Here is a 22,286-nt window from a genome sequence, read left to right as displayed (position 1 = left end):
ATGCTGCCCCCCGTGGAAACAGACGAGGAATGGGACGCCGTCGTCCCCGACGAGAAGGTGATGCGGGCCGGGGCCGAGGACCTGTGCGCCCGCCTGGGTCTGGCCGGTCTCCCGCTGAGGCGATTCCCGGACGGGTCGCAGCCGGTGTACGCCGTGGGCGACGAGCACGTCCTCAAGCTGTTTCCCGGAGCCGCCGCCCGGGACGGCATCGCCGAGGGCCGCGTCCTGTCCCATGTCCAGGGGCTGCTGCCCATCCCGACGCCGCGCGTGCAGGACGCCGGTCCCTACGAGAACGGCTGGCGGTACGTCCTGATGTCTCGGCTGCGCGGCGAGAACCTGGCCGGCGCCTGGGACCGCGTGCCGCGCGCCGACCGTGAGCGGCTCGTCGCCGAGATCGGCGAGGCGCTGGCCGTGCTCCACGCACTGGACGCCGCGCCGCTGGAGGACGTCCTCGGTCCCGGGGACTGGGGTCGGTTCGTGGACCGGCAGCGTGAGGGGGCCGTGGAGCGGCAGCGCGAGCGCGGTCTGCCGGCCGCCTGGCTGGAGCAGATCCCCGAGTTCCTCGCCGCGGTCCCGCTGCCGCGCACCCCGCACCCTTCCCTGCTGCACACCGAGGTCATGCGGCAGCACCTCCTCGTCGATCCCGACGGCTGGCGCCTCACAGGCCTCTTCGACTTCGAGCCGGCCATGATCGGCGACCGCGCGTACGACTTCGTCGGTGTGGGCCTGTTCGTCACCCGCGGCGATCCGCGACTCCTGGCCCGCCTGACCGAGTCGTACGGCACCGCCTTCGCCCCGGCCGAGCTGCTCGCGTACACGCTGCTGCACGTGTACAGCAATCTCCCTTGGTACATGAGGGAGTTGGGAGCACCGGCCGACGGTACGCTGCCGTCCCTGGCCGAGGCCTGGTTCGGCACCGTGTGACGCGCTCCCGCGTCCCCCTCATTCCCCCCTCACTCCTGCGGCGGCGCAGGCGGCACCACGGCCACCGGGCTCGCGGCGTGCAGCAGGACCGCCTGGGTCACCGAGCCCATCATGCGGGCGGGTGCCAGTAGGCGGCGTCGGTGGCGGCCCACGACGACCAGGTTCGCGTCCCGGGAGGCGGCGACGAGGTGGCCTGCCGCGTCGCCCGGGGCGATGTAGGGCTCGGCGTGGACGTCGGGGTGACGGTCGCGGTGCGGGGCGAGGAAGCCTTCCGCGAGGGCGCGGGTCTCGTTCTCGACGGCGTCCTGGTCGACGGGCGGCGGCATGATCTGTGTGGGGGCGGCCGCCCAGAGGTGGGCCGGCCACGCGTAGGCGGCGACGACCTGGAGTCGGGCGCCGCGCAGGGCGGCCTCGGCGAAGGCGAAGGACAGCGTGGCCTCGTCGGGGCTGTCGACCTGCAGGCCGACGACGATCCGCGGCCCAGGCTCGATCGGCATGTCCTCGTGGACCTGGCGTCCCGGCTTGGGCACGACGACGACCGGGCACTCGGCATCGCGTGCGGCGGCCATGCCGTTGGAGCCCAGCAGCAGACCGGCGAAGCCCCCGCGCCCGCGTGAGCCGAGCACCAGCAACTGGGCGTCGGAGCCCAGTTCGGGCAGTGCCACGGCGGGGGCGCCCTCCAGGGCGAGGTACTCGGTCTCCGGCCGCTCGACCCGCCCCGCCAGATACCCGCGTACGCGGTCGAGCACCGGATCGTCCTCCGGTCGCGGTCGCTCGGCGGGCAGCATGTCGGGCTTGGCCCAGGCGGCGTACTGCTGCACATGGACCATCCGCAGCGGCGCCTGACGCACCAGGGCTGCCTCGACGGCCCAGTCCAGCGCGACCAGGCTGTCGTCCGAGCCGTCGACCGCCGCGATGACCGGCAGGGTGCTCATGGGTTCCTCACCTCCGGACACGACCTTCCCCCTCCCGGGGTCAGCCTGGCTCAGGCCTCGGCCCCAGGGGGGTTCTCAGGGTCGCGTGTCCGGAAAAACGGGCGGAACACACCCGGATCGGCCCGAAGACCGCGGTCAGGTCAGGTCAGGTCGAACTCGCCCTCCCTCGCGCCCGACACGAAGGCACCCCACTCGGCGGGTGTGAAGATCAGGGAAGGGCTCTCCGGCCGGCCGCTGTTGCGCATCGCGATGAACCCCTCGACAAAGGCGATCTGGACATCCCCCAGGCCACGGCTGCTCGAGTGCCAGTCGGCGTTGCTGAGGTCGAGCTCCGGCTTGTCCCAGCCCGTGAGCGGCGGCTGCTGGATGGTGATGCTCTCGGCCACGTCCGTGCTCCTCCCGATTCGCGTCGTCCGCGGGTCAGCCTAGCGATCGGTTCCGAGTGTCGACAGGCCACGCGAGGGGGACCTTTGCCCAGTCGTCTCCACGGCCGTCCGGGGAGTCCGCTCAGGCGTCCGGGGGCTCGGAGCCCACGAGCCACATGGAGAAGAACTGGGACCCGCCGCCGTAGGCGTGCCCGAGCGCCTTGCGGGCCCCATCGACCTGGTGTTCCCCGGCCTGTCCGCGCACTTGGAGCGCCGCTTCCGCGAAGCGGATCATGCCGGAGGCGCCGATGGGGTTGGTGGACAGGACGCCGCCCGACATGTTGACGGGCAGGTCCCCGTCGAGCTCGGTCACCCCGGACTCGGTGAGTTTCCAGCCCTCGCCCTCGGCGGCGAAGCCGAGGTTCTCCAGCCACATGGGCTCGTACCAGGAGAACGGCACGTACATCTCGACCGCGTCGATGTCCCGGCGCGGATCGGCGATCCCGGCCTGCCGGTACACGTCGGCCGCGCAGTCCTTGCCCGCCTGGGGGGAGACGAAGTCCTTCCCCGCGAACATGGTGGGCTCGCTGCGCATCGCGCCGCCGAGCATCCAGGCGGGCGGCCGAGGCGCGCGGGTGGCTCCGGCGCGATCGGTGACGATCATCGCGCAGGCGCCGTCGGAGGACGGGCAGGTCTCCGAGTAGCGGATCGGGTCCCAGAGCATGGGCGAGGCCTGCACCTTCTCCAGGGTGATGTCGTGCTCGTGGAGGTGTGCGTAGGGGTTCTTCAGCGCGTTGCGCCGGTCCTTGTACGCCACCAGCGAGCCGACGGTGTCGGGCGCGCCGCTGCGCCGCATGTACGCGCGCACGTGCGGCGCGAAGAACCCGCCCGCCCCGGCCAGCAGGGGCTGCTGGAAGGGAATCGGCAGGGACAGGCCCCACATGGCGTTCGACTCGGACTGCTTCTCGAAGGCGAGCGTCAGCACGGTGCCGTGCACGCGGGCGGCGACCAGGTTGGCGGCGACCAGGGCCGTGGATCCGCCGACCGAACCGGCCGTGTGCACCCGGAGCATGGGCTTGCCCACCGCACCGAGCGCGTCGGCGAGGTACAGCTCGGGCATCATCACGCCCTCGAAGAAGTCGGGCGCCTTGCCGATGACGACGGCATCGATGTCGGCCCAGCTCAACTCGGCGTCGGCGAGGGCGCGTTGGGCGGCCTCCCGGACGAGCCCAGCGATGGACACGTCCCGGCGCGCCGCGACGTGCTTGGTCTGACCGACGCCTACGACGGCCACGGGCTCCTTGCTCATCGCGGATCCCCTTCGAGTACGGCGACCAGGTTCTGTTGCAGACAGGCGCCGGACGTGGCGTGCGCGAGCGCCCGGTCGGACTCGCCCCGGTGGATACGGGCGGCGGCCTCTCCGATGCGGATGAGGCCGGCGGCCATGACGGGGTTGGCGGCGAGCGCCCCGCCGGACGGGTTCACGCGCACGCTGTCGTCGAGCTTCAGCGCCTTGCGCAGGACGACCTCCTGGGAGGTGAAGGGCGCGTGCAACTCGGCGGTGTCGACGGGCCGTTCGAACGCGCCGGCCCGCTCGGCGGCGCGTCGGGTCGAGGGCGAGTCGGTCAGGTCGCGCACGCCCAGGCCGTGCGCCTCGATGCGGTGGTCGACGCCGCGGATCCAGGCGGGCCGTGCGCACAGCTCACGGACCCGCTGCCCCGCCGCGAGGATCACGGCTGCGGCCCCGTCCCCGATGGGCGGGCAGTCGCCGGTACGCAGCGGTCGCACGACGTACTCCCCCTGCGGCACCGAACCCCGCAGCTGCGCATGGGAGTTGGCGGTGGCATCGGTGCGGCTGCGGGTGGCGACGGCGGCGAGCGCGGGTTCGTCCGTGGCGCCGGCGTCGATGAGGGCCTGGGCCTGGAGGGCGGCCAGGGCGACGGAGTCGGGCCAGAGGGGGGCGACGTAGTAGGGGTCGAGCTGCCGGGTCAGGACGTCGCGCAACGGACCGGGTGAGGACTTGCCGTAGGAGTAGACGAGCGCGGTGTCGGCGTCCCCCGTCAACAGCTTGGTCCATGCCTCGTACAGCGCCCAGGCGCCGTCCATCTCGACGTGTGACTCGGAGATCGGCGGCCAGGCGCCGACGCCGTCGAGGGCGAGGGTGAAGGAGAAGGCGCGGCCGGCGAGGTAGTCGCTGGAGCCGGAGCAGGTGAAGCCGATGTCGGAGGTCTTGAGGCCGGGCTGTGCGAGCACGTCGTGCAGGACCGGCATGAGCATCTCCACCTCGGAGAGCTCCTCGCTGGTGCGCCGGTGGTCGGTCTGGGCGAAGGCGACGACGGCGATGTCCCTGACCGGCAGGTCCCTGGTCATCTACACCAGCTCCTTGTACGTGTCGTAGTCCGCGTCGGGCTCGCCGGTCGGCCGGTAGTGGTCGGGGTAGCGGGCGCCCTCGGTCCACACCGGTTCCACGCGCAGACCCATGCGCACCTGGTCGTACGGGATGCCGCCGATACGGCCGTGCAGGGCGAGGTCGGCGCCGTCGAGGGCGATGTGTGCGTAGACGTACGGCACTTCGATGTCGAGGTTCTTCGCCTTGATGTTGACGATGCAGAAGGTGGTGACTGTGCCGCGGGGGCCTACCTCGACCTGTTCTGATGTGGCGACCCCACATGTGGGGCACGCACCCCTCGGGGGGACGTACACCTTGCGGCAGGAGGGGCACCGTTCGCCGACGTTCCGACGGTCGGCCAGGGCGTTGATGTAGGCGGTCTGGGCGCGGCCGGGTGAGTAGGTGTAGTCGAGGCGTGCGCGGGCGACGATGCCGGTGATCGGGTCCTCGAACTCGCCGGTGTGGCTCGTCGGTTCGGCCTGGCTGTCGTCGCCGCCGTGGCCGTCGCGGTCGCCCTTGTCGTCGTACGGCTCGAAGCAGGCGATGTCCGTGATGGCGCCGGTGCGTTCCTCGGCCCAGCGGACGCGGACGCGCATGCCGGTGTGCACGGCGTCGGGGCCGGGGGCGTCGAGGGCGTGCAGGAGGGCGGTGTCGGCGCCGTCGAAGCGGACCAGGGCCCAGGCGAAGGGGGTGTCGAGGGGCTGGTCGCGGCGTGGAGCGTGGTTCCAGGCCCAGGTGGTGACCGTGCCGATGGGGGCGACCTCGACCAGGTCGCGGATCTCCTCGGCGGTGACGGGGTCGTACTCGACGGGTGGGACGAGGGTGCGACCGTCGCTGGTGCGCACCCCGAGCACGACGCGTTCGCGCAGGCCGGTGAGGAAGGCGCTCTGGACGGGGCCGAGGGAGCGGGTGAAGGGGAACTCGACGACCAGGGGGGCTTTCAGCACTTCGGGCACGGTGGCTCCCTCGTTAGGCACGTTTGTAGACGGGCGGTCGTTTCTCCGCGAAGGCGCGGGCCCCCTCCTTGGCGTCTGCGGTGTCGAAGACCGGCCATCCGCGGGCGAGTTCGGCGGCGAGACCATCGGTCTCGGTCATCTCGGCGGTCTCGTAGACGGACGCCTTGACGGCCTCGACGGCCAAGGGGCCGCAGGCGTTGATCCGTTCGGCGATCTCCAGGGCCTTGGTCAGTGCCGTGCCGTCCGGGACGACGTGCCCGACCAGGCCGATGTCGGCGGCCTCCTGTGCGCTGTACGGGCGTCCGGTGAGCAGCATCTCCAGGGCGTGGGTGCGTGGGATCTGGCGTTGCAGGCGGACCGTGGAGCCGCCGATGGGGAACAGGCCGCGCTTCACCTCGAAGAGCCCGAAGGTCGCCGACTCGCCCGCGACGCGGATGTCGGTGCCCTGGAGCATCTCCGTGCCGCCCGCGACGCAGTACCCCTCGATGGCGGCGATCACCGGCTTGCGGGGCCGGTGGTGGCGCAGCATCGCCTTCCAGTGCAGGTCGGGGTCGGCCTTCAGCCGGTCCCGGTACTGCTCTCCTTCCATGCCCTTGCCGGCCAGGGCCTTGAGGTCCATGCCCGCACAGAACGAGCCGCCCGCACCGGTGAACACGATCGAGCGGACCGAGTCGTCGGCGTCGGCTTCGAGCCAGCCGTCGTACAGGCCGACGAGCATCGCCAGTGAGAGCGCGTTCTTGGCCTCCGGCCTGTTCAGCGTGAGCACCAGTGTGGCGCCTTCGCGCTGCACGGTGAGGTGTTCCGTCCCACCCATCGCCCATCTCCCCTCTGAAAGAACGAGAACAGGTTGCAGGAGGCGCCGGGGCACTTCAAGGGTTTTCTGACAGACAGTCAGATTTCTTGTGCGCGGGCCCTTCCCACTTGTGCCGCCCTTTGCTCTGATGACCGGCAGCCGGTGGAGAGCGAGGTCAGGAGGAGCGGTGGAGTACAACCTTGCCGACCTGTTCGAGTCGGTCGTCGACGCGGTTCCGGGCCGCGAGGCGCTCGTGTACATCGACCACCCGGGCACGGGCGCGGAGCGCCGTCTGACGTACGCGGAGCTGGACGCGGCCGCCAACCGGATCGCGCACCATCTGATCGACAGCGGGATACGCCCCGGCGAGCACCTCGGGCTCCATCTCTACAACGGCATCGAGTACTTGCAGACGGTACTGGGCTGCCTGAAGGCGCGGATCGTCCCGGTCAACGTCAACTACCGCTACGTGGAAGAGGAGTTGGTGTACCTCTACCAGGACGCCGATCTGGTGGCCCTGGTCTTCGAGGCGGAGTTCACGGACCGGGTGGCGGCGGCGCTGCCGCGGGTGGACGGGCTACGGCATCTGGTGCGGGTCGGCGAGGTGGCGCCGGGTGCGGCCGCCGCGCCGGTCGTGCCCGCTGTGGCGTTCGCGGACGCCGAGGCCGCCGGGTCCCCCGAGCGGGGGTTCCCGGCGCGGTCGGGGGACGACCAGTTCATCATCTACACCGGCGGCACCACCGGGATGCCCAAGGGTGTGATGTGGCGCCAGGAGGACCTGTTCTTCTCGGGGCTGGGCGGCGGCGCGCCGACCGGTGAGCCGGTGAAGAAGCCGCAGGAGCTCGCCGAGCGGGTGGCGGCGGGCGGCGACGGGATCACCTTCTTCCCCACCGCGCCGCTGATGCACGGCACGTCCACGCTGACCGCCTTCATCGGCTTCAACTTCGGCCAACGCGTCGTGATCCACCGCAAGTTCGTGCCCGAGGAAGTCCTGCGCACGATCGAGCAGGAGAAGGTCACCAGCGTGTCGCTGGTCGGCGACGCGATGCTGCGGCCGCTGGTCGACGCGCTCAGCGGGCCGATGAAGGGCACGGACTGCTCGTCGATGTTCAGCGTGTCGTCGTCCGGCGCCATCATGTCCGACACTGTGCGCCGGCAGTTCCAGGCCCTGGTCCCGAACGTTCTGCTCCTGAACAACTTCGGCTCCTCGGAGTCCGGCTTCAACGGCACCGCCACCGAGGACTCCGGGCCCGACCGCGGCTTCCGTATCCGCGTCAACTCCCGTACGCGGGTGGTCGATCCGGCCACGCACGAGCCGGCCGCCGCGGGCGAGGTGGGCCGGATCGCGCAGTGCGGTCACGTGCCGCTCGGGTACTACAACGACCCGGCGAAAACCGCCGAGACCTTCTTCGAGCAGGACGGCGAGCGGTGGGTGCTGCTCGGCGACATGGCCACGGTCGACGAGGAGGGCGTCGTCACCGTGCTGGGCCGCGGCTCGCAGTGCATCAACACCGGGGGCGAGAAGGTGTACCCGGAGGAGGTCGAGCAGGCGCTCAAGTCCCATCCCGATGTGTACGACGTACTGGTGGCCGGGGTACCGGACCCGAGGTGGGGCCATCATGTGGCGGCCGTGGTGCAGTTGCGGGCGGGTGCGGCACGCCCGTCGCTGGCGGACATCCAGACCCACTGCCGCTCCCACCTCGCGGGCTACAAGATCCCCCGCCAGCTGGTGATCACGGACTCGATCCGGCGTTCGCCCAGCGGCAAGGCGGACTACCGGTGGGCGCGGGAGACGGCGGTGGCGGCGGTGGCAGCGGCGGACGAGTGAATTCCGGGCAGGTCCGATTGAACCTAAGGTGACGTGCGGACGTACTCGTGGGGGCAGGCTCGAACACCGGGCGCTGTTCGCCATGCCATCGCAAGACCGCACGGGAGGACCTCCGGGTGTCGCAGGAGGCAACAGACGCAGTAACGCGGGAGACGGAAGAAGCGGGGACGACAGAGCAAGTCGAGGCGGCCGAGGCCACCGACGCAGCCGACGCGCATCACGCACGTGACGCAGCCGAGACGGCCCAGGCAACCGAGGCGGCCGACGAGACAACGACGCGCCCCTCTGCGGAGCCGTCCGGCTCCCCGTCTCCCGGCTCGTTCGGCTGGCGTCGCCGCTACCCCCGTACCGCACACGGCGTCACCGTGGGGACGACGGTCCTGGCCGGCGTGCTGCTGCTCTTCGCGCTCCTCGTGCCGAACCGCCTCGAACGACTCAACCCCGAGGCGTTCTTCCGCCTCCCGGCCGAGGGAATCCTGCTCGCGGGCCTGTTGCTGGCGCTGCCGACGCGGTCACGGCGGCTGACGGCGGTGATCTCGGGCGCACTCCTCGGCCTGCTCACCGTCCTGAAATTCGTGGACATGGGCTTCTACCAGGTCCTGGCGCGCCCCTTCGACCTGGTCCTGGACTGGATCCTGCTCGACGACGCGACGGAGTTCGTGCGGGAGTCCTTCGGGCGTACCGGCCAGGTACTCGCGGTGGTCGGGGTGCTCGTCCTGATCGTCGCGGTGCTCGTCCTCATGACGCTCGCGATGGTCCGGGTGACGAACCTGATGGTCCGCCATCGCGCCGTCGCCGCCCGCACGACACTGATCCTCGGCACCGCGTGGATCACCTGCATGACGCTGAGCATCCAGATCACCAGCGTTCCGCTCGCGACGAAGGGCAACGCCGACCTCGTCAACAACCGTATCGAGCAGGTGCGCGCGGGCCTCGCGGACGGACGGGTCTTCGAGAAGCAGGCGGCGGTGGACGCCTTCGCGAAGACACCGCCGGACCAGCTGCTGACGGGGCTGCGCGGGAAGGACGTGCTGTTCACGTTCATCGAGAGCTACGGCCGGGTCGCGATCGACGACCCGGCGATGGCGCCGCAGATCGACGCGGTGCTCAAGGAGGGGACGAGCTCGCTCAAGGCGGCCGGGTTCCAGTCGCGCAGCGCCTGGCTGAAGTCCCCGGTGACGGGAGCGGGCAGCTGGCTCGCCCACTCCACGTTCCTGTCCGGTCTCTGGATCAAGAACCAGCAGCGGTACCGGAGTCTGACCACAAGTGACCGCGCGACACTGAACAGCTACTTCCGCAAGACCGGTGCGTGGCGCACGGTCGGCGTCGTGCCCGGGGTGCGGCGGGCCTGGCCGGAGGGCAAGTACTTCGCCCTCGACCACATCTACGACTCGGAGCACCTGGGCTACCAGGGCCCCTACTTCAGCTGGACGCCGGTGCCCGACCAGTTCAGCCTGGAGGCCTTCCAGCGTCTGGAGCACGGCAAGAAGGACCGCGAGCCGATCATGGCGGAGATCATCCTGGCCTCCAGCCACAACCCCTGGTCCCCCATCGCCCGCATGGTCGACTGGGACGACCTCGGCGACGGCTCGGTCTTCCACCAGATCAAGAAGGAGGGCACGGACCCCAAGGAGGTCTGGAAGGACCCCGAGCGTGTCCGCACCGAGTACCGCCGTGCCATCGAGTACTCGCTCCACAGCCTCACCGAATGGGTCGAGCGCTACGGCACCGACGACACGGTCCTCGTCTTCCTCGGCGACCACCAGCCCGTCCCGACCGTCACCGCGGGCGACACGAACAAGGACGTCCCCGTCACCATCGTCGCCCGCGACCAGAAGGTCCTGGACAGGATCGCCGACTGGCACTGGACCGACGGCCTCAAGCCCGCGGAGAACGCGCCGACCTGGGGCATGGACAAGTTCCGTGACCGTTTCATGACGGCGTACGGGCCGCGGAGGGGTTGAGCACGTGGGGTTGGGCCGTTCGGGCATCGCCGATGTGCGGAGCAGTCGTATGGCGTAGCAGGACGCGCCGGTGAGCGGGTGGCGTCCCTACGGTCGCAATGACGGTCGTCGAGACCGCAAGGACCGAGAGGGAGCGCCCGTGAAGAGACGCATCCACGCGATATGCACAGCCGCGATCACCGTGCTCGTCACCGCCGGCCCGGCGGCACACATGGCCCACGCCACCAGCGACATGGACTGCAACGACTTCGCCTTCCAGGAAGATGCGCAGGCGCAGTTCAACCGCGACCCGCGTGACCACGATCGCCTGGACGAGGACCGGGGAAGGCACGACGGCATCGCCTGTGAGGTCCTGCCCCGCCGCCACGCGGCCGTCCCGACACCGCTCCCCACACGCACGCCGCTCCCCACCCAAGGCGTCAGGGGCGGCCTGGGCGGTAGCGCGGGGCCGGCGGACTTCGAGGTGGCACTGGGAGCCGGCCTGGCCGTCGGTGCGGTGGCTCTGGGCGCCGGATATGTCGTGTACCGGCGTCGATTCAGCCGCTGAAGCGGGGCGCCCTCGCGCCCCAGCCCAGATGTCCCGTGTCGACGGTCACCAGTCGGGTCTCGGGGATCAGGTCGGCTGGTACGGCGATCTGCTCCCGCAAGGATGAGGCTGGTGGGGCCGCCCCCGATCAGCAGCACCGGCATGGTGATCCGACCCATGTGGTCCCACCACACAGGATCGGAGGCGCTGTGCTGCTCGTCGGTCGCCCACACCATGGCCCAGCCGAACGACACCTCCCCGTCCGGCCGTTCGACGGGCGGGCGCGGCGGTCGAGCGGGAACGGTGCCGGTACGTCCTCCGGGACCAGCCGACGTACGATCGCGGGCAACTGCTGCACGAAGAGGTAGGCGCCCCGCGCCGCCGAGCGAGTGGCCCACGGCATCCCACCGATCGAGGCCGAGGGCGACGAGAAAGGCTCGTATTCGTCGCGCATCACCTCGTACCGGTTCACCTCCCGCCCCGCGCCCGGATCCGTGCCGGGCCAGGTCGCTGCGCCCAGGCGCGGTAGGCCAAAGTGATGCCATTTGCCTTGACGGTGCGGGACGTTGGGTCCACAGCGGCGCGTCCGGCCGAGCACGGTAGCCGACCGGAGTTGAGCCACGCGGAGCGCCTGGGAGTGCCCGGCTCGGGCCCGCGGCCGAGGCCGCCGGCCCCCGGCTCATGACCGACCCAGCACGTCCTGGCCGTCCACCGCGTCGTGCGGCGCTTCTACCGTCGGGGCGAGCTCGGGCTCGCCCCCGGCGGCCGCCGGCCGCGTCGGCGCACTCCTGCCCAGACGCGCCGTCAGACGGGTCGCCAGGGGTTCCGTGTAACGGGCGGTGAGCGGGCCCACGATCACCAGGATCAGCACGTAGGCGGTGGCCAGCGGGCCCAGCGACGGCTCGATGCCGGCGGTGACGGCGAGCCCGGCGATGACGATGGAGAACTCGCCGCGAGCCACCAGCGTTCCGCCCGCCCGCCAGCGACCCTTCGCGGAGATCCCGGCGCGTTTCGCGGCCCAGTAGCCGGTGGCGATCTTCGTCAGCGCGGTGACTACGGCCAGGGCGAGCGCGGGCAACAGCACCGGCGGGATGCTCGCGGGGTCGGTGTGCAGTCCGAAGAAGACGAAGAACACGGCGGCGAACAGGTCCCGCAGGGGCGCCAGGAGGTTGTGCGCCCCCTCGGCCACCTCGCCGGACAGCGCGATGCCCACCAGGAACGCGCCGACGGCGGCGGAGACTTGGAGCTGCTGGGCCAGCCCGGCCACGACGAGGGTCAGGCCGAGCACGACGAGCAGCAGCTTCTCGGGGTCGTCGCTGGAGACGAACCGGGAGATGTGACGGCCGTAGCGCACCGCGAGCAGCAGCACGAGCCCCGCCACGCCGAGCGCGATGGCGAGCGTGACGCTGCCCGCGGCGAGTCCGGCACCGGCGAGCAGGGCGGTGACGATCGGCAGATAGACGGCCATGGAGAGGTCTTCCAGGACCAGGATGCTCAGGACGACCGGTGTCTCGCGATTGCCGAGCCGCCCGAGGTCGCCGAGGACCTTCGCGATGACACCGGAGGAGGAGATCCAGGTGACGCCGGCCAGTACGACGGCGGCGACCGGTCCCCAGCCGAGCAGCAGCGCCATGACGGCACCCGGCAGGGCGTTGAGCGCGGCATCGACGAGACCGGCCGGGTACTGGGTCTTGAGGTTGGAGACCAGATCGCTGGCCGTGTACTCGAGGCCGAGCATGAGCAGCAGCAGGATCACGCCGATCTCGGCGCCGATGGCGACGAAGTCCTCGCTGGTGCCCAGGGGAAGCAGCCCGCCCTCGCCGAACGCGAGCCCGGCCAGCAGGTACAGGGGGATCGGCGAGAACTGGAAACGCCCGGCGAACCGGCCCAGCAGGCCCAGGCCGAGGATGATCGCGCCGAACTCGATGAGGAAGACCGCGGAGGAGTGCATCGCGGTTCACTCCCGTCCGAGTATCGCGGCGGCGGTCTCCACACCCTCGCGGGTGCCGATCACGATCAGGGTGTCGCCGCCGGCCAGCCGGAAGTCCGGTGTCGGCGAGGGGATGGCCTCGGCGCGGCGCAGCACGGCCACGATGGACACGCCGGTCTCGGTGCGCATCCGGGTCTCGCCGAGCAGCCGTCCGTTCCAGTGCGACGTGGCGGACAGCTCGATCCGCTCGGCGACCAGGCCCAGCTCGGTGGTGGACAGCAGGTTGGGGCTGTGGTGCGCCGGCATCAGCGCGTCGATCAGCGTGGCCGCCTCACCCGAGGTGAGCCGTACCGACAGCGCGCAGGCGTCCGGATCGTCCTTGCGGTACGCGCTCAGCGTCCGTGATCCGTCCCGGTGGGCGACCACCGACAGGCGGCGCTGTTCGCGCGTGGTGAGGTCGTAGCGGACCCCGATGCCGGGCAATGGCGTACTGCTCAGACGTGGAGCGCTCACGTGGTCCCCTGTAGTCGTTCAGGCGTCCGGTCTTTACCAAACCCTAACCATTGCCGAGGCCCGGGCCGACAGGCGCTCCCCCGTCCAGGAAGGTCACGAGACGCCGTACGAACCACTCCGCGTCGTCGAGCCACGGGTGGTGCCCGGCGCCGGGTTGCACGGCGACCTCGGCGTTCGGGAAGACGTCGGCGGTGCGGTGGGCGAGCTCGGGGCCGGGGGCGACGTCGAGTTCGCCCGCGAGGACGAGGACCGGGGCGGCGAGCCGGGAGAGCGCGGAGCGGGTGGCGGGCGGGTCGTAGGCGCCGTCGGAGCCGTAGATGCCGGCGGCCTCGTCGTTGAACTCGTCGTCGCCCCGCGCGTCGTGCTCCTTGGCCGCGTCGTCCCAGCGCCCGTAGAAGAAGGGGGCGAACACCGGGTAGAACTCGCCGGCTCCCGCCAGCGAGGCCTGGTACGCCGGGAAGGCTTCCGCGAACCACGGCTCGCCCTCCCTCAGCCGAGCGGCGGCCAGCCGGTCCTCGACGGTGGCCGGCATCCCCAGCGCCCACGGATTCGCGGTCACCAGGGCCAGCCGCGACACCCGCTCCGGGTACCGGGCGGCGTACAGCATGGCGAGGCTGCCGCCCGCCGAGTGCCCGAGCACATCCATGTGGGCCAGCCCCATGTGGGCGCGCAACACCTCCACGTCGTCCACCAGGTGGTCGCAGCGGTACGTCGCCGGATCCGCCGGTACGGCCGAGTCCCCGGTGCCCCGCAGGTCGAGCAGCACGAGCTGTCGGTGCGCGGCGAGTCCGCCCAGGTCACCCAGGTAGCCGGAGGCCCGCATCGGCCCGCCGGGGAGGACGACGAGCGGTTCGCCCTCGCCCCGCAGGTGGTAGGCGATCTCGGTCCCGTCGGTCGCGGTGAAGAACGGCATGGCGCCGATCCTGGTCGTCGAGGTGCTTTCACCGCAACGGAGTTGCCGGAAAGTACGGCCCGCCCCCTTGCCTGATCATTCGCCGCCTGGATTACTGATCCCGAACACCCTGACCGAATGATCGGTCGTCCGGATTGACGCGGTTGGCGAGGGAGAACTCCCCATGGCGGATGCGACGGAGCTGCTGGACTCGGGGGAACGGCTCGGCCCGGAGGCGTTGCGGGCGTTGCAGCTGGAGCGGTTGCGGACGTCGCTGCGGCACGCGTACGACAACGTGCCGTTCTACCGGGAGTCCTTCGACAAAGCAGGCGTACGGCCCGACGACTGCCGCTCGCTCGCCGATCTGGCCCGCTTCCCGTTCACGACCAAGGCCGACCTGCGCGAGAACTACCCGTACGGGATGTTCGCCGTACCGCAGGACCGTATTCGCCGCATCCATGCCTCCAGCGGCACCACCGGGCGCCCCACGGTCGTCGGCTACACCGACGCCGACCTTTCCCTGTGGTCCGACATGGTGGCCCGCTCCATCCGGGCGGCGGGCGGGCGGCCCGGGGACAAGGTTCATGTGGCGTACGGCTATGGGCTGTTCACCGGTGGGCTCGGCGCACACTATGGTGCCGAGCGGCTCGGCTGTACGGTCATCCCGGCGTCCGGCGGCATGACGGCCCGTCAGGTCCAGCTGATCCAGGACCTCGGGCCCGAGATCATCATGGTGACGCCCTCCTACATGCTCACCCTCCTCGACGAGTTCGAGCGGCAGGGCGTCGATCCGCGCGCCACCTCCCTGCAGGTGGGCATCTTCGGTGCCGAGCCCTGGACGGAGCAGATGCGTCAGGAGATCGAGGAGCGGTTCGCGATCGACGCCGTCGACATATACGGGCTGTCCGAGGTGATCGGGCCGGGGGTGGCGCAGGAGTGTGTGGAGACCAAGGACGGGCTCCATGTGTGGGAGGACCACTTCTTCCCGGAGATCGTCGACCCGATCAGCGGCGAGGTGCTGCCCGACGGTGAGGAGGGCGAACTGGTCTTCACCTCGCTCACCAAGGAGGCGATGCCCGTCATCCGCTACCGCACCCGGGACCTGACGCGGCTGCTGCCGGGGACCGCCCGGGCGTTCCGGCGGATGGAGAAGATCACCGGGCGCAGTGACGACATGGTCATCCTGCGCGGGGTCAACCTCTTCCCCACGCAGATCGAGGAGATCGTGCTCCGGACGCCGGGCGTGGCACCCCACTTCCAGCTGCGTCTCACCCGGGAGGGCCGTCTCGACGCCCTCACGGTGCGGGCGGAAGCCCGCCGCGACGCGTCACCCGAGACGCGGGACGCCGCCGCGCAGGCCATCGCGGCGGCCGTGAAGGACGGCATCGGGGTGTCGGTCGCCGTGGAGATCGTCGAACCGGAGTCGCTGGAGAGGTCCGTGGGCAAGATCCGGCGGATCCAGGACCTGCGCCCCCGCTAACCCTCGGCAAACCGGTCCCGCAGCTCCCGCTTGAGGATCTTCCCGCTCGCGTTGCGTGGCAGCTCGTCCACGAACACCACCCGCTTGGGCGCCTTGAAGTGGGCGAGCTTCTCGCGCGCGTGCTCGATAAGTTCGGCCTCGGTCACCTCGCCGCGTGGGACGACGACCGCGGTGACCGCCTCGATCCACCGCTCGTCGGGCAGGCCGATGACGGCGACCTCGGCGACGCCCTCGTGCGTGTACAGCGCATCCTCGACCTGGCGTGAAGCGACCAGTACGCCACCGGAGTTGATGACGTCCTTCACCCGGTCGACGATGGTGAAGTAGCCGTGTGCGTCGCGCACCGCGAGGTCACCGGAGTGGAACCAGCCGTCCCTGAAGGCCTCGGCGGTCTCCTCGGGCTTGTCCCAGTAGCCCTCGCACAGCTGCGGGGAGCGGTAGACGATCTCACCGGGCGTGCCGTCGGGCACGTCCTCGCCGTTGTCGTCGACCACACGGGCGTCGACGAAGAGGACGGTACGGCCGCAGGAGTCCATGCGGCCCTTGTGTTCGTCGGGGGCCAGCACCGTGGCCAGCGGGCCGATCTCGCTCTGGCCGAAGCAGTTGTAGAAGGCGAGCTCGGGCCACCGCTCACGCAGCCGCTCCAGTACCGGGACCGGCATGATCGAGGCGCCGTAGTACGCCTTGCGCAGGCCGTCCAGGTCGCGGGTCGCGAAGTCGGGGCGGCCCGCCAGGCCGATCCACACGGTGGGCGGGGCGAACAGGCTGTCCGCGCGGCCCGCTTCGATCAGATCGAAGAGCTGATCGCCGTCGGGCCCGTCCAGGATGATGTTCGTGGCGCCGACCGCCAGGTACGGCAGGAGGAACACGTGCATCTGCGCCGAGTGGTACAGCGGCAGCGAGTGGACGGGGCGGTCGCCGGCGCTCAGATCGAGGGCGGCGATCGCGCTCAGGTACTCGTGGACCAGGGCGCGGTGGGTCATCATCGCGCCCTTCGGCAGGGCGGTCGTGCCCGAGGTGTAGAGCAGTTGCACCAGGTCCTCACCGCGCGGCTCCGGGCCGTCGTGGGCGGGCGCCGTGGCCTGCCGCGCCAGCAGTGAGTCGTCGGCGTCACGCAAAGGCAAGGTAGGGACGCCGTCCGGGAGTCGATCCGCCAGGTCCGGGTCCGTGAGGACCAGGGAGCTGCCGGACTGGCCGACGATGTACGCGAGGTCGTCGCCGGTGAGGTTGTGGTTGACCGGGACGTGGACGAGGCCCGCGCGGGCGCAGGCGAGGAAGGCGATCAGATAGGCGTCCGAGTTGTGGCCGTAGGCGCCGACCCGGTCGCCGGGGGTGAGCCCCTGGCCGAGGAGGACGCTCGCCGCGCGCGACACGGCCTCGTCGAGTTCCTCGTACGTCCAGGTGCGGCCGCGGTGGTCGACCGCGACGCGCGTGGGGGTGCGTCGGGCGCTGCGGCTCAGTACTCCGTCAACCGTGCTGCCGTGTCCTGGCGTCATGACACATGATCCTCGGTGTGCCGCACAGACAGGTCAAGCAGGACGGCACGTCACCTCACCGGGGGCACATACCCGTTGGTACGCTCAACGGTTCCTTCCCTCAATGACGTTGGGAGGCACGATGCGCACCCGTCCCAGACGCCTCGTCGTCGCGGCCGTCGCCTTGCTCGCCGCCACGGCCGGGCTGCCCGCGACCGCGGCCGAGCGGCAGGACCGGCACGACCGGCAGGATCGGCACGAACACCTCTCGCACGGCGGTCTGTCCGCCGCCGTCCGCTATACCGAGTACGGCATTCCGCACATCCTCGCCAAGGACTACGCGTCCCTCGGTTTCGGCACCGGTTGGGCGCAGGCCGCCGACCAGGTGTGCACGCTCGCCGACGGGTTCGTGACCGTGCGCGGCGAGCGCTCGCGCTTCTTCGGACCGGACGCGGAGACCGACTTCTCACTGTCCTCGGCCACCAAGAACCTCTCCAGCGACCTGTACTTCCGAGGCGTACGCCAGACACGCACAGTGGAAAAGCTCCTCGCCGAACCGGCACCGCGCGGCCCGAGCCGTCAGGTCAAGGACCTCATGCGGGGCTTCGCGGCCGGGTACAACACCTGGCTGAAGCAGAGCCGGATCACCGACCCCGCGTGCAAGGGGGCCGCCTGGGTGCGGCCGGTCACCTCGCTGGACGTGGCCGCCCGGTTCTACGCCATCGCCGTGCTCGGCGGCCAGGGCGGCGCCGTGGACGACATCAGCTCCGCCCAGCCACCCACCGGATCCACCGCCCGTGGCCAGGACATCGGGGCCGGCCCGGACGCCGAGGCGCTGATCCGGGCCGTGCGCGAGCGGACGGCCGACGCGGACTTGGGGTCGAACGCGGTCGCCTTCCACGGTGACACCACAGCCAACGGGCGCGGTCTGTTGCTGGGCAACCCGCACTACCCGTGGCACGGCGGACGCCGCTTCTGGCAGGCGCAGCAGACGATTCCCGGCGAGCTCGACGTCGCCGGAGCTTCGCTGCTGGGCTCGCCGACGATCTCCATCGGCTACAACGCACATGTGGCGTGGAGCCACACTGTGTCGACCGGAGTCCCATTCAATCTGCACCGGCTGACGCTGGATCCGGGCGACCCCACCGTCTATCGGGTGGACGGCAAACCCGAGCGGATGAAGAAGCGGACCGTGACCGTCGCGGTCAAGGACGGCGCCCCGGTGACCCGCACCCAGTGGTGGACCCGGTACGGCCCGGTCGTGGCCTCCTCCGACGGCGAACTCCCGCTCCCCTGGACCGCGACCACGGCCTACGCGCTCAACGATCCCAACGCCGCCAACCTGCGCTTCGCCGACACCTCGCTCGGCTTCAGCAAGGCGCGCGGCACCGCCGACGTCCTCGCGTCCCTCGCCCGGCACCAGGGGGTCCCGTGGGTGAACACCATCGCCGCGGACTCCTCGGGACACTCCCTGTACACCCAGTCGCAGGTGCTGCCCCGGATCACCGACGACGTCGCGGCGCGCTGTTCCACGGACCTCGGCAAGGTCACCTACCCGGCTGCGGGCCTCGCCGTCCTCGACGGCTCCCGGGGTGACTGCGCCCTGGGGCGCGACACCGACGCCGTCCAGTCAGGTACCTTCGGGCCCGCGCGCATGCCGACGCTGAAGGACGCGCCATACGCGGAGAACTCCAACGACAGTGCGTGGCTGGCCAACGCCGACCGGCCGCTCACCGGATACGAGCGGGTCTTCGGCACCATCGGCACCCAGCGCTCGCCGCGCACGCGGGGAGCGATCGAGGACGTCGCGGCGATGGCCGAGCGCGGCGGGCTGACCGTCCGGGATCTGGAGCGGCAGCAGTTCGCGAACCGGGTGCCGACCGCCGACCTGGCCGCGGCCGACACGGCGACGGCGTGTGCCGCGCTGCCGGGCGGGACGGCAACAGGCAGTGACGGCAAGGCCGTTGACGTCACCGAGGCGTGTTCGACGCTCGCGGCCTGGGATCGCGCCATGGACACCGGCAGCCGGGGCGCCCTGCTCTTCGACCGGTTCTGGCGAAAGCTGACGGCGAAGGTGCCGGCCGCCCAGCGCTGGAAGGTGCCCTTCTCGGCGGCGGACCCGGTGCGTACACCGAACACCCTCAACACCGCCGCCCCCGGCTTCGCCGTGGCCCTCGCGGACACGGTGGCCGAACTCCGAGCGGCGGGCATCGCGCTCGACTCCCGCCTCGGTGAGCACCAGTTCGTCGTACGGAACGGTCAGCGCATCCCCGTTCCGGGCGGCACGGAAGGGCTCGGTGTGTGGAACAAGATCGAGCCGGTGTGGGACCAGGTGCGCGGCGGCTATCGGGAGGTGACGACCGGCTCCAGCCACATCCAGGCGGTGGGCTGGGACGGCGGCCGCTGCCCGGTCGTACGTACGCTGCTGACGTACTCCCAGTCCTCGAACCCGGACTCGCCCCACTTCAGCGACCAGACCCGGTTGTTCTCGGGTGAGAAGTGGGTGACCGCACGGTTCTGCGAGAAGGACATCCTGTCGTCACCCGTCCTGAAGGTCATCCACGTGCGCGAACGCTGAGCGACTGTGGTCCCGTCCCACATGGGGCGGGACCACATGGGGCGGGACCACATGGGGCGGGACCACATAGAAGTGACAGGTGAAATTCACCCGTAGCCGCACCATGCACCAACTGCCCTTGAGTGAATGCTTCCTTTGCTTCTCCGTGCTCCTGTGCGCCCCTTTGGAGAAAGGCTTCCGGAAAGCGATTGCTGCTTGGACTGGGCAGGACTTGTCTCAAGCGTCAAGTCCGTGGCACGTTCACCGATTTTTGCGTGTCGCGTCAAACAGGAGGATTCCTATGACCCGTGCTGCGCCTGAACAGGAGCGAGTATGGCGGACAGGTACTGCTCCAGGCATATTCCCCATCTTCGGTCACGGTATCGCGTTGTTCCGTCAACCGCTGGCGTTTCTGAATTCTTTGCCCTCCTACGGGGATCTGGTCGAGATACGACTGGGCCCTCAGCGCGCCTGGATGGTGTGTCACCCGAACCTGGTCCACGAGATGCTCAAGGACCCGCACACCTTCGACAAAGGGGGCCCGCTCTACGACAAGCTCGGGAAGCTGATGGGCGACGGTCTCGTCACCTGCCGCCAACCCGCGCATCGCGACAAGCGCAGGCTGCTGCAACCCGGTTTTCGCCCTTCCCACGTCGCCACCTACGCGAACCTGGTCGGCGAGGAGGCCGAGTCGGTGTGCCGCGCGTGGTCCGCCGGGCAGGCGGTTGGCGTCAGTGACGCGATGACGGCGCTGACGACCCGGGTGATCAGCCGCGTCCTCCTGTCCGACTCACTCAACGACGCGACGGCCGCCGAGGTGCGGGACTGTCTCACCGTCATCGTCCGCGGCCTGTTCGTCCGCACGGCCGTGCCGATCGACGCCCTGTTCCGCCTCCCCACCCCCGCCAACCGCCGCTATCGGCGCGCGGTCGATCGGCTGCACGCGATCATCGACGCCGCCATCGCGGACCGTCGCCGGGGTGCCTGCCACGACGATGTGCTGGGAACGTTGTTCGCGGCCACGCGGGGCGAGAGCGGAACCGCGGCGATCACCGACCAGGAAGTCCACGATCACCTCATCACGCTCCTGCTCACCGGTGTCGAGGCCCCCGCGTTGTGCCTGGCCGACGCCTTCAGCCTGTTGGCCCGCCATCCGGTGGCGGAACGCCGTCTGCGCGCCGAGCTCGACGCCGTTCTCCCCGGAGGCCGGCGGCCCGGCCCCGACGATCTGCAGCACCTCGTCTACACCCGGTGCGTCGTCTCCGAGACGCTGCGCCACACCTCGCCCGGCTGGCTCTTCACCCGCCTCACCACCAAGGAGACGGAACTCGCAGGGTGTCGCCTGCCGCGAGGCGCCACCGTCCTGTACAGCCCCTACCTCCTGCACCACGACCCCTCGTCGTTCACCGACCCCGACCGTTTCCTCCCCGACCGCTGGTTGCCGGGGCAGGTCACCGCCGTACAGCGCCGCGCGATGATGCCGTTCTCCGCGGGCAGTCGCAAATGCCTCGGGGACGAGTTCTCCATGGTGGAGGCCACGCTGGCGCTCGCGACCATCGCCGGCCGCTGGCGGCTGCGTCATCTGCCCGGGCATGTCGAACCCAAACCGCGCCCCGCGATCACTCTGGGACCGCGTTCCCTGGTCATGGCCTGCGAACCCACGGCCACACATCGTGTATCGGATTCCCGGACGGCAGGTGACAGCGGTGTCGACCACGCATGAGGAAATCGCGGTCGGTGTACCGGACGGAACTCCGGTACCCAATCTCAAGGAACTGATCGACACTCACCTCCACATGCCCTTCCCGTTCATGCGGAACCGCCACGAAGCCGCAGCCACGGCCGGCGTAGACGCGTGGCTGGCCGCGTGGGGACTGACCGACGAACCGGAGGTAGCGGAGATGATCACTCGCACGCGCCCCGCCGAGCTCGCCTCCTACAACAGCCCCACCATGGATTCCGGTCTCCTGCAGATCGTGGCCAATCAGATCGCCTATCAATTCGTCTTCGACGACCGGGCGGAGGAAATCGGTCGGCACTCTCCGGGGCTGCTGCTGCCCATGCTGTTCGAGAGCATCGCGATTCTGCGGGACGGCCGGCCGCCCAGCACTCCGCTCGGCGCGGCCCTGGCCGATCTCCACCGGCAGGTCCGGGAGCGGTGCACACCGGCCCAGGCCGCGCGGTGGGCGTGGAAGAGCCGTGAGTACGTGCACGGCCTGTTGTACGAGGCGGTCGCGCAGGCCGACCCCCTCCCCCTGCGGACCGGGCACTGCACGTCGATACGGTCGCTGACCGCGGGCGTCGAGCCGTTCTATCCGCTGTGCGAGGCCGCTCAGCCGCACGAGCTGACCCTCGCCGAACTCCACGACCCCGTCGTACGCCGGCTGGGCCGGTTGTCCGCCGACGCGGCGGTGTGGATACCCGACCTGTTCTCCGCGGTGAAGGAACAACGCACAGGCGGAATGATCAACTTGGCCCTCGCGTACCAGCGCGAACAGCGCTGCTCGCTACCGGCGGCCGTCATGCTGGCCATCCAGCAGATCAACGCCACGATCAAGGAGTTCCAGATGCTCTACGCGCAGGTCGAACCGGAGTTGAGCCCCGCGGGCGTCGGCTACGTGGAGGGCATGATCGGCTGGATCCGGGGCTGTTACTACTGGTCCCGAACCGTGCCGCGCTACGCGGACGCGGCGTGCGTGCCGGCGCTCCCGTGACGGCCCCGTCACGCTTCGGTGAGAGACCCTCCGGAACAGGCCCAT

18 protein-coding genes are annotated in these 22,286 nt (G+C 70.5%); 8 read left to right on the top strand and 10 right to left on the bottom strand.

Annotation, left to right across the window (positions count from 1 at the left end):
- On the top strand, positions 1-924 hold the full coding sequence (locus tag ACTMVF_RS37095; protein WP_441275474.1) for a phosphotransferase family protein: 924 nt from the start codon (positions 1-3) through the stop codon (positions 922-924).
- Between the two features lie 29 nt (positions 925-953).
- Here the strand turns inward: ACTMVF_RS37095 and ACTMVF_RS37090 are convergent, their stop codons facing one another.
- The 6 genes from ACTMVF_RS37090 to ACTMVF_RS37065 all read right to left on the bottom strand — a co-directional run bounded on the left by ACTMVF_RS37090 (position 954) and on the right by ACTMVF_RS37065 (position 6,383).
- Positions 954-1,859, bottom strand: a complete 906-nt coding sequence (locus tag ACTMVF_RS37090) for a universal stress protein (protein ID WP_441275473.1) — start codon at positions 1,857-1,859, stop codon at positions 954-956.
- Positions 1,860-1,999: 140 nt separating this feature from the next.
- On the bottom strand, positions 2,000-2,245 hold the full coding sequence (locus ACTMVF_RS37085) for a DUF397 domain-containing protein (protein WP_441275472.1): 246 nt from the start codon (positions 2,243-2,245) through the stop codon (positions 2,000-2,002).
- 121 nt (positions 2,246-2,366) lie between these two features.
- On the bottom strand, positions 2,367-3,533 hold the full coding sequence (locus ACTMVF_RS37080) for a thiolase domain-containing protein (protein ID WP_441275471.1): 1,167 nt from the start codon (positions 3,531-3,533) through the stop codon (positions 2,367-2,369).
- Positions 3,530-4,594, bottom strand: coding sequence for a thiolase domain-containing protein (locus ACTMVF_RS37075; RefSeq protein ID WP_441275470.1), 1,065 nt, complete (start codon positions 4,592-4,594; stop codon positions 3,530-3,532). The genes ACTMVF_RS37080 and ACTMVF_RS37075 overlap by 4 nt, the downstream gene beginning before the upstream one ends.
- A complete protein-coding gene (locus ACTMVF_RS37070) occupies positions 4,595-5,569 on the bottom strand; it encodes a Zn-ribbon domain-containing OB-fold protein (protein WP_441275469.1) in 975 nt (324 codons plus the stop codon).
- A 13-nt stretch (positions 5,570-5,582) separates the two neighbouring features.
- On the bottom strand, positions 5,583-6,383 hold the full coding sequence (locus ACTMVF_RS37065; protein WP_441275468.1) for a crotonase/enoyl-CoA hydratase family protein: 801 nt from the start codon (positions 6,381-6,383) through the stop codon (positions 5,583-5,585).
- Positions 6,384-6,549: 166 nt separating this feature from the next.
- Here ACTMVF_RS37065 and ACTMVF_RS37060 point away from each other — a divergent pair, with 166 nt between their 5' ends.
- The 3 genes from ACTMVF_RS37060 (at position 6,550) to ACTMVF_RS37050 (ending at position 10,701) form a co-directional block, all read left to right on the top strand.
- Positions 6,550-8,190: an acyl-CoA synthetase gene (locus tag ACTMVF_RS37060; RefSeq protein WP_441275467.1), complete on the top strand. Its 1,641-nt coding sequence runs from the start codon at positions 6,550-6,552 to the stop codon at positions 8,188-8,190.
- A gap of 116 nt (positions 8,191-8,306) precedes the next feature.
- On the top strand, positions 8,307-10,154 hold the full coding sequence (locus ACTMVF_RS37055; protein ID WP_441275466.1) for a sulfatase: 1,848 nt from the start codon (positions 8,307-8,309) through the stop codon (positions 10,152-10,154).
- A 139-nt stretch (positions 10,155-10,293) separates the two neighbouring features.
- Positions 10,294-10,701: a hypothetical protein gene (locus ACTMVF_RS37050; protein ID WP_441275465.1), complete on the top strand. Its 408-nt coding sequence runs from the start codon at positions 10,294-10,296 to the stop codon at positions 10,699-10,701.
- A 658-nt stretch (positions 10,702-11,359) separates the two neighbouring features.
- On the opposite strand, the gene ACTMVF_RS37045 is transcribed toward ACTMVF_RS37050, so the two are convergent.
- The 3 genes from ACTMVF_RS37045 to ACTMVF_RS37035 are packed head-to-tail and all read right to left on the bottom strand — an operon-like array spanning position 11,360 to position 14,036.
- Positions 11,360-12,631 (bottom strand): cation:proton antiporter, encoded by a 1,272-nt coding sequence (locus ACTMVF_RS37045; protein ID WP_441275464.1) that lies wholly within the window; start codon positions 12,629-12,631, stop codon positions 11,360-11,362.
- Positions 12,632-12,637: 6 nt separating this feature from the next.
- A complete protein-coding gene (locus tag ACTMVF_RS37040) occupies positions 12,638-13,123 on the bottom strand; it encodes a cation:proton antiporter regulatory subunit (RefSeq protein ID WP_302003215.1) in 486 nt (161 codons plus the stop codon).
- Between the two features lie 43 nt (positions 13,124-13,166).
- Positions 13,167-14,036, bottom strand: coding sequence for an alpha/beta fold hydrolase (locus ACTMVF_RS37035; RefSeq protein ID WP_441275463.1), 870 nt, complete (start codon positions 14,034-14,036; stop codon positions 13,167-13,169).
- 163 nt (positions 14,037-14,199) lie between these two features.
- Between ACTMVF_RS37035 and paaK the strand changes: the two genes are divergently transcribed.
- Entirely contained in the window at positions 14,200-15,495 is a 1,296-nt protein-coding gene (gene paaK, locus ACTMVF_RS37030) for a phenylacetate--CoA ligase PaaK (protein WP_441275462.1), read from the top strand.
- Here the strand turns inward: paaK and ACTMVF_RS37025 are convergent.
- Positions 15,492-16,991 (bottom strand): acyl-CoA synthetase, encoded by a 1,500-nt coding sequence (locus ACTMVF_RS37025; RefSeq protein WP_441275461.1) that lies wholly within the window; start codon positions 16,989-16,991, stop codon positions 15,492-15,494. The genes paaK and ACTMVF_RS37025 overlap by 4 nt on opposite strands.
- 121 nt (positions 16,992-17,112) lie before the next feature.
- On the opposite strand from ACTMVF_RS37025, the gene ACTMVF_RS37020 reads away from it, so the two are divergent.
- The 3 genes from ACTMVF_RS37020 to ACTMVF_RS37010 all read left to right on the top strand — a co-directional run bounded on the left by ACTMVF_RS37020 (position 17,113) and on the right by ACTMVF_RS37010 (position 22,241).
- On the top strand, positions 17,113-19,548 hold the full coding sequence (locus tag ACTMVF_RS37020; protein WP_441275460.1) for a penicillin acylase family protein: 2,436 nt from the start codon (positions 17,113-17,115) through the stop codon (positions 19,546-19,548).
- A gap of 103 nt (positions 19,549-19,651) precedes the next feature.
- Complete coding sequence (locus ACTMVF_RS37015) at positions 19,652-21,250, top strand: cytochrome P450 (RefSeq protein WP_441275572.1); 1,599 nt, start codon at positions 19,652-19,654, stop codon at positions 21,248-21,250.
- On the top strand, positions 21,234-22,241 hold the full coding sequence (locus ACTMVF_RS37010) for a (-)-alpha-amorphene synthase (protein ID WP_441275459.1): 1,008 nt from the start codon (positions 21,234-21,236) through the stop codon (positions 22,239-22,241). Before ACTMVF_RS37015 ends, ACTMVF_RS37010 begins: the two co-directional genes overlap by 17 nt.
- Positions 22,242-22,286: the final 45 nt, after the last annotated feature.

This window comes from Streptomyces sp. SD31 (assembly GCF_052068475.1).
Lineage (GTDB): Bacteria > Actinomycetota > Actinomycetes > Streptomycetales > Streptomycetaceae > Streptomyces.
This window is presented reverse-complemented; position numbering and strand designations above follow the sequence as displayed.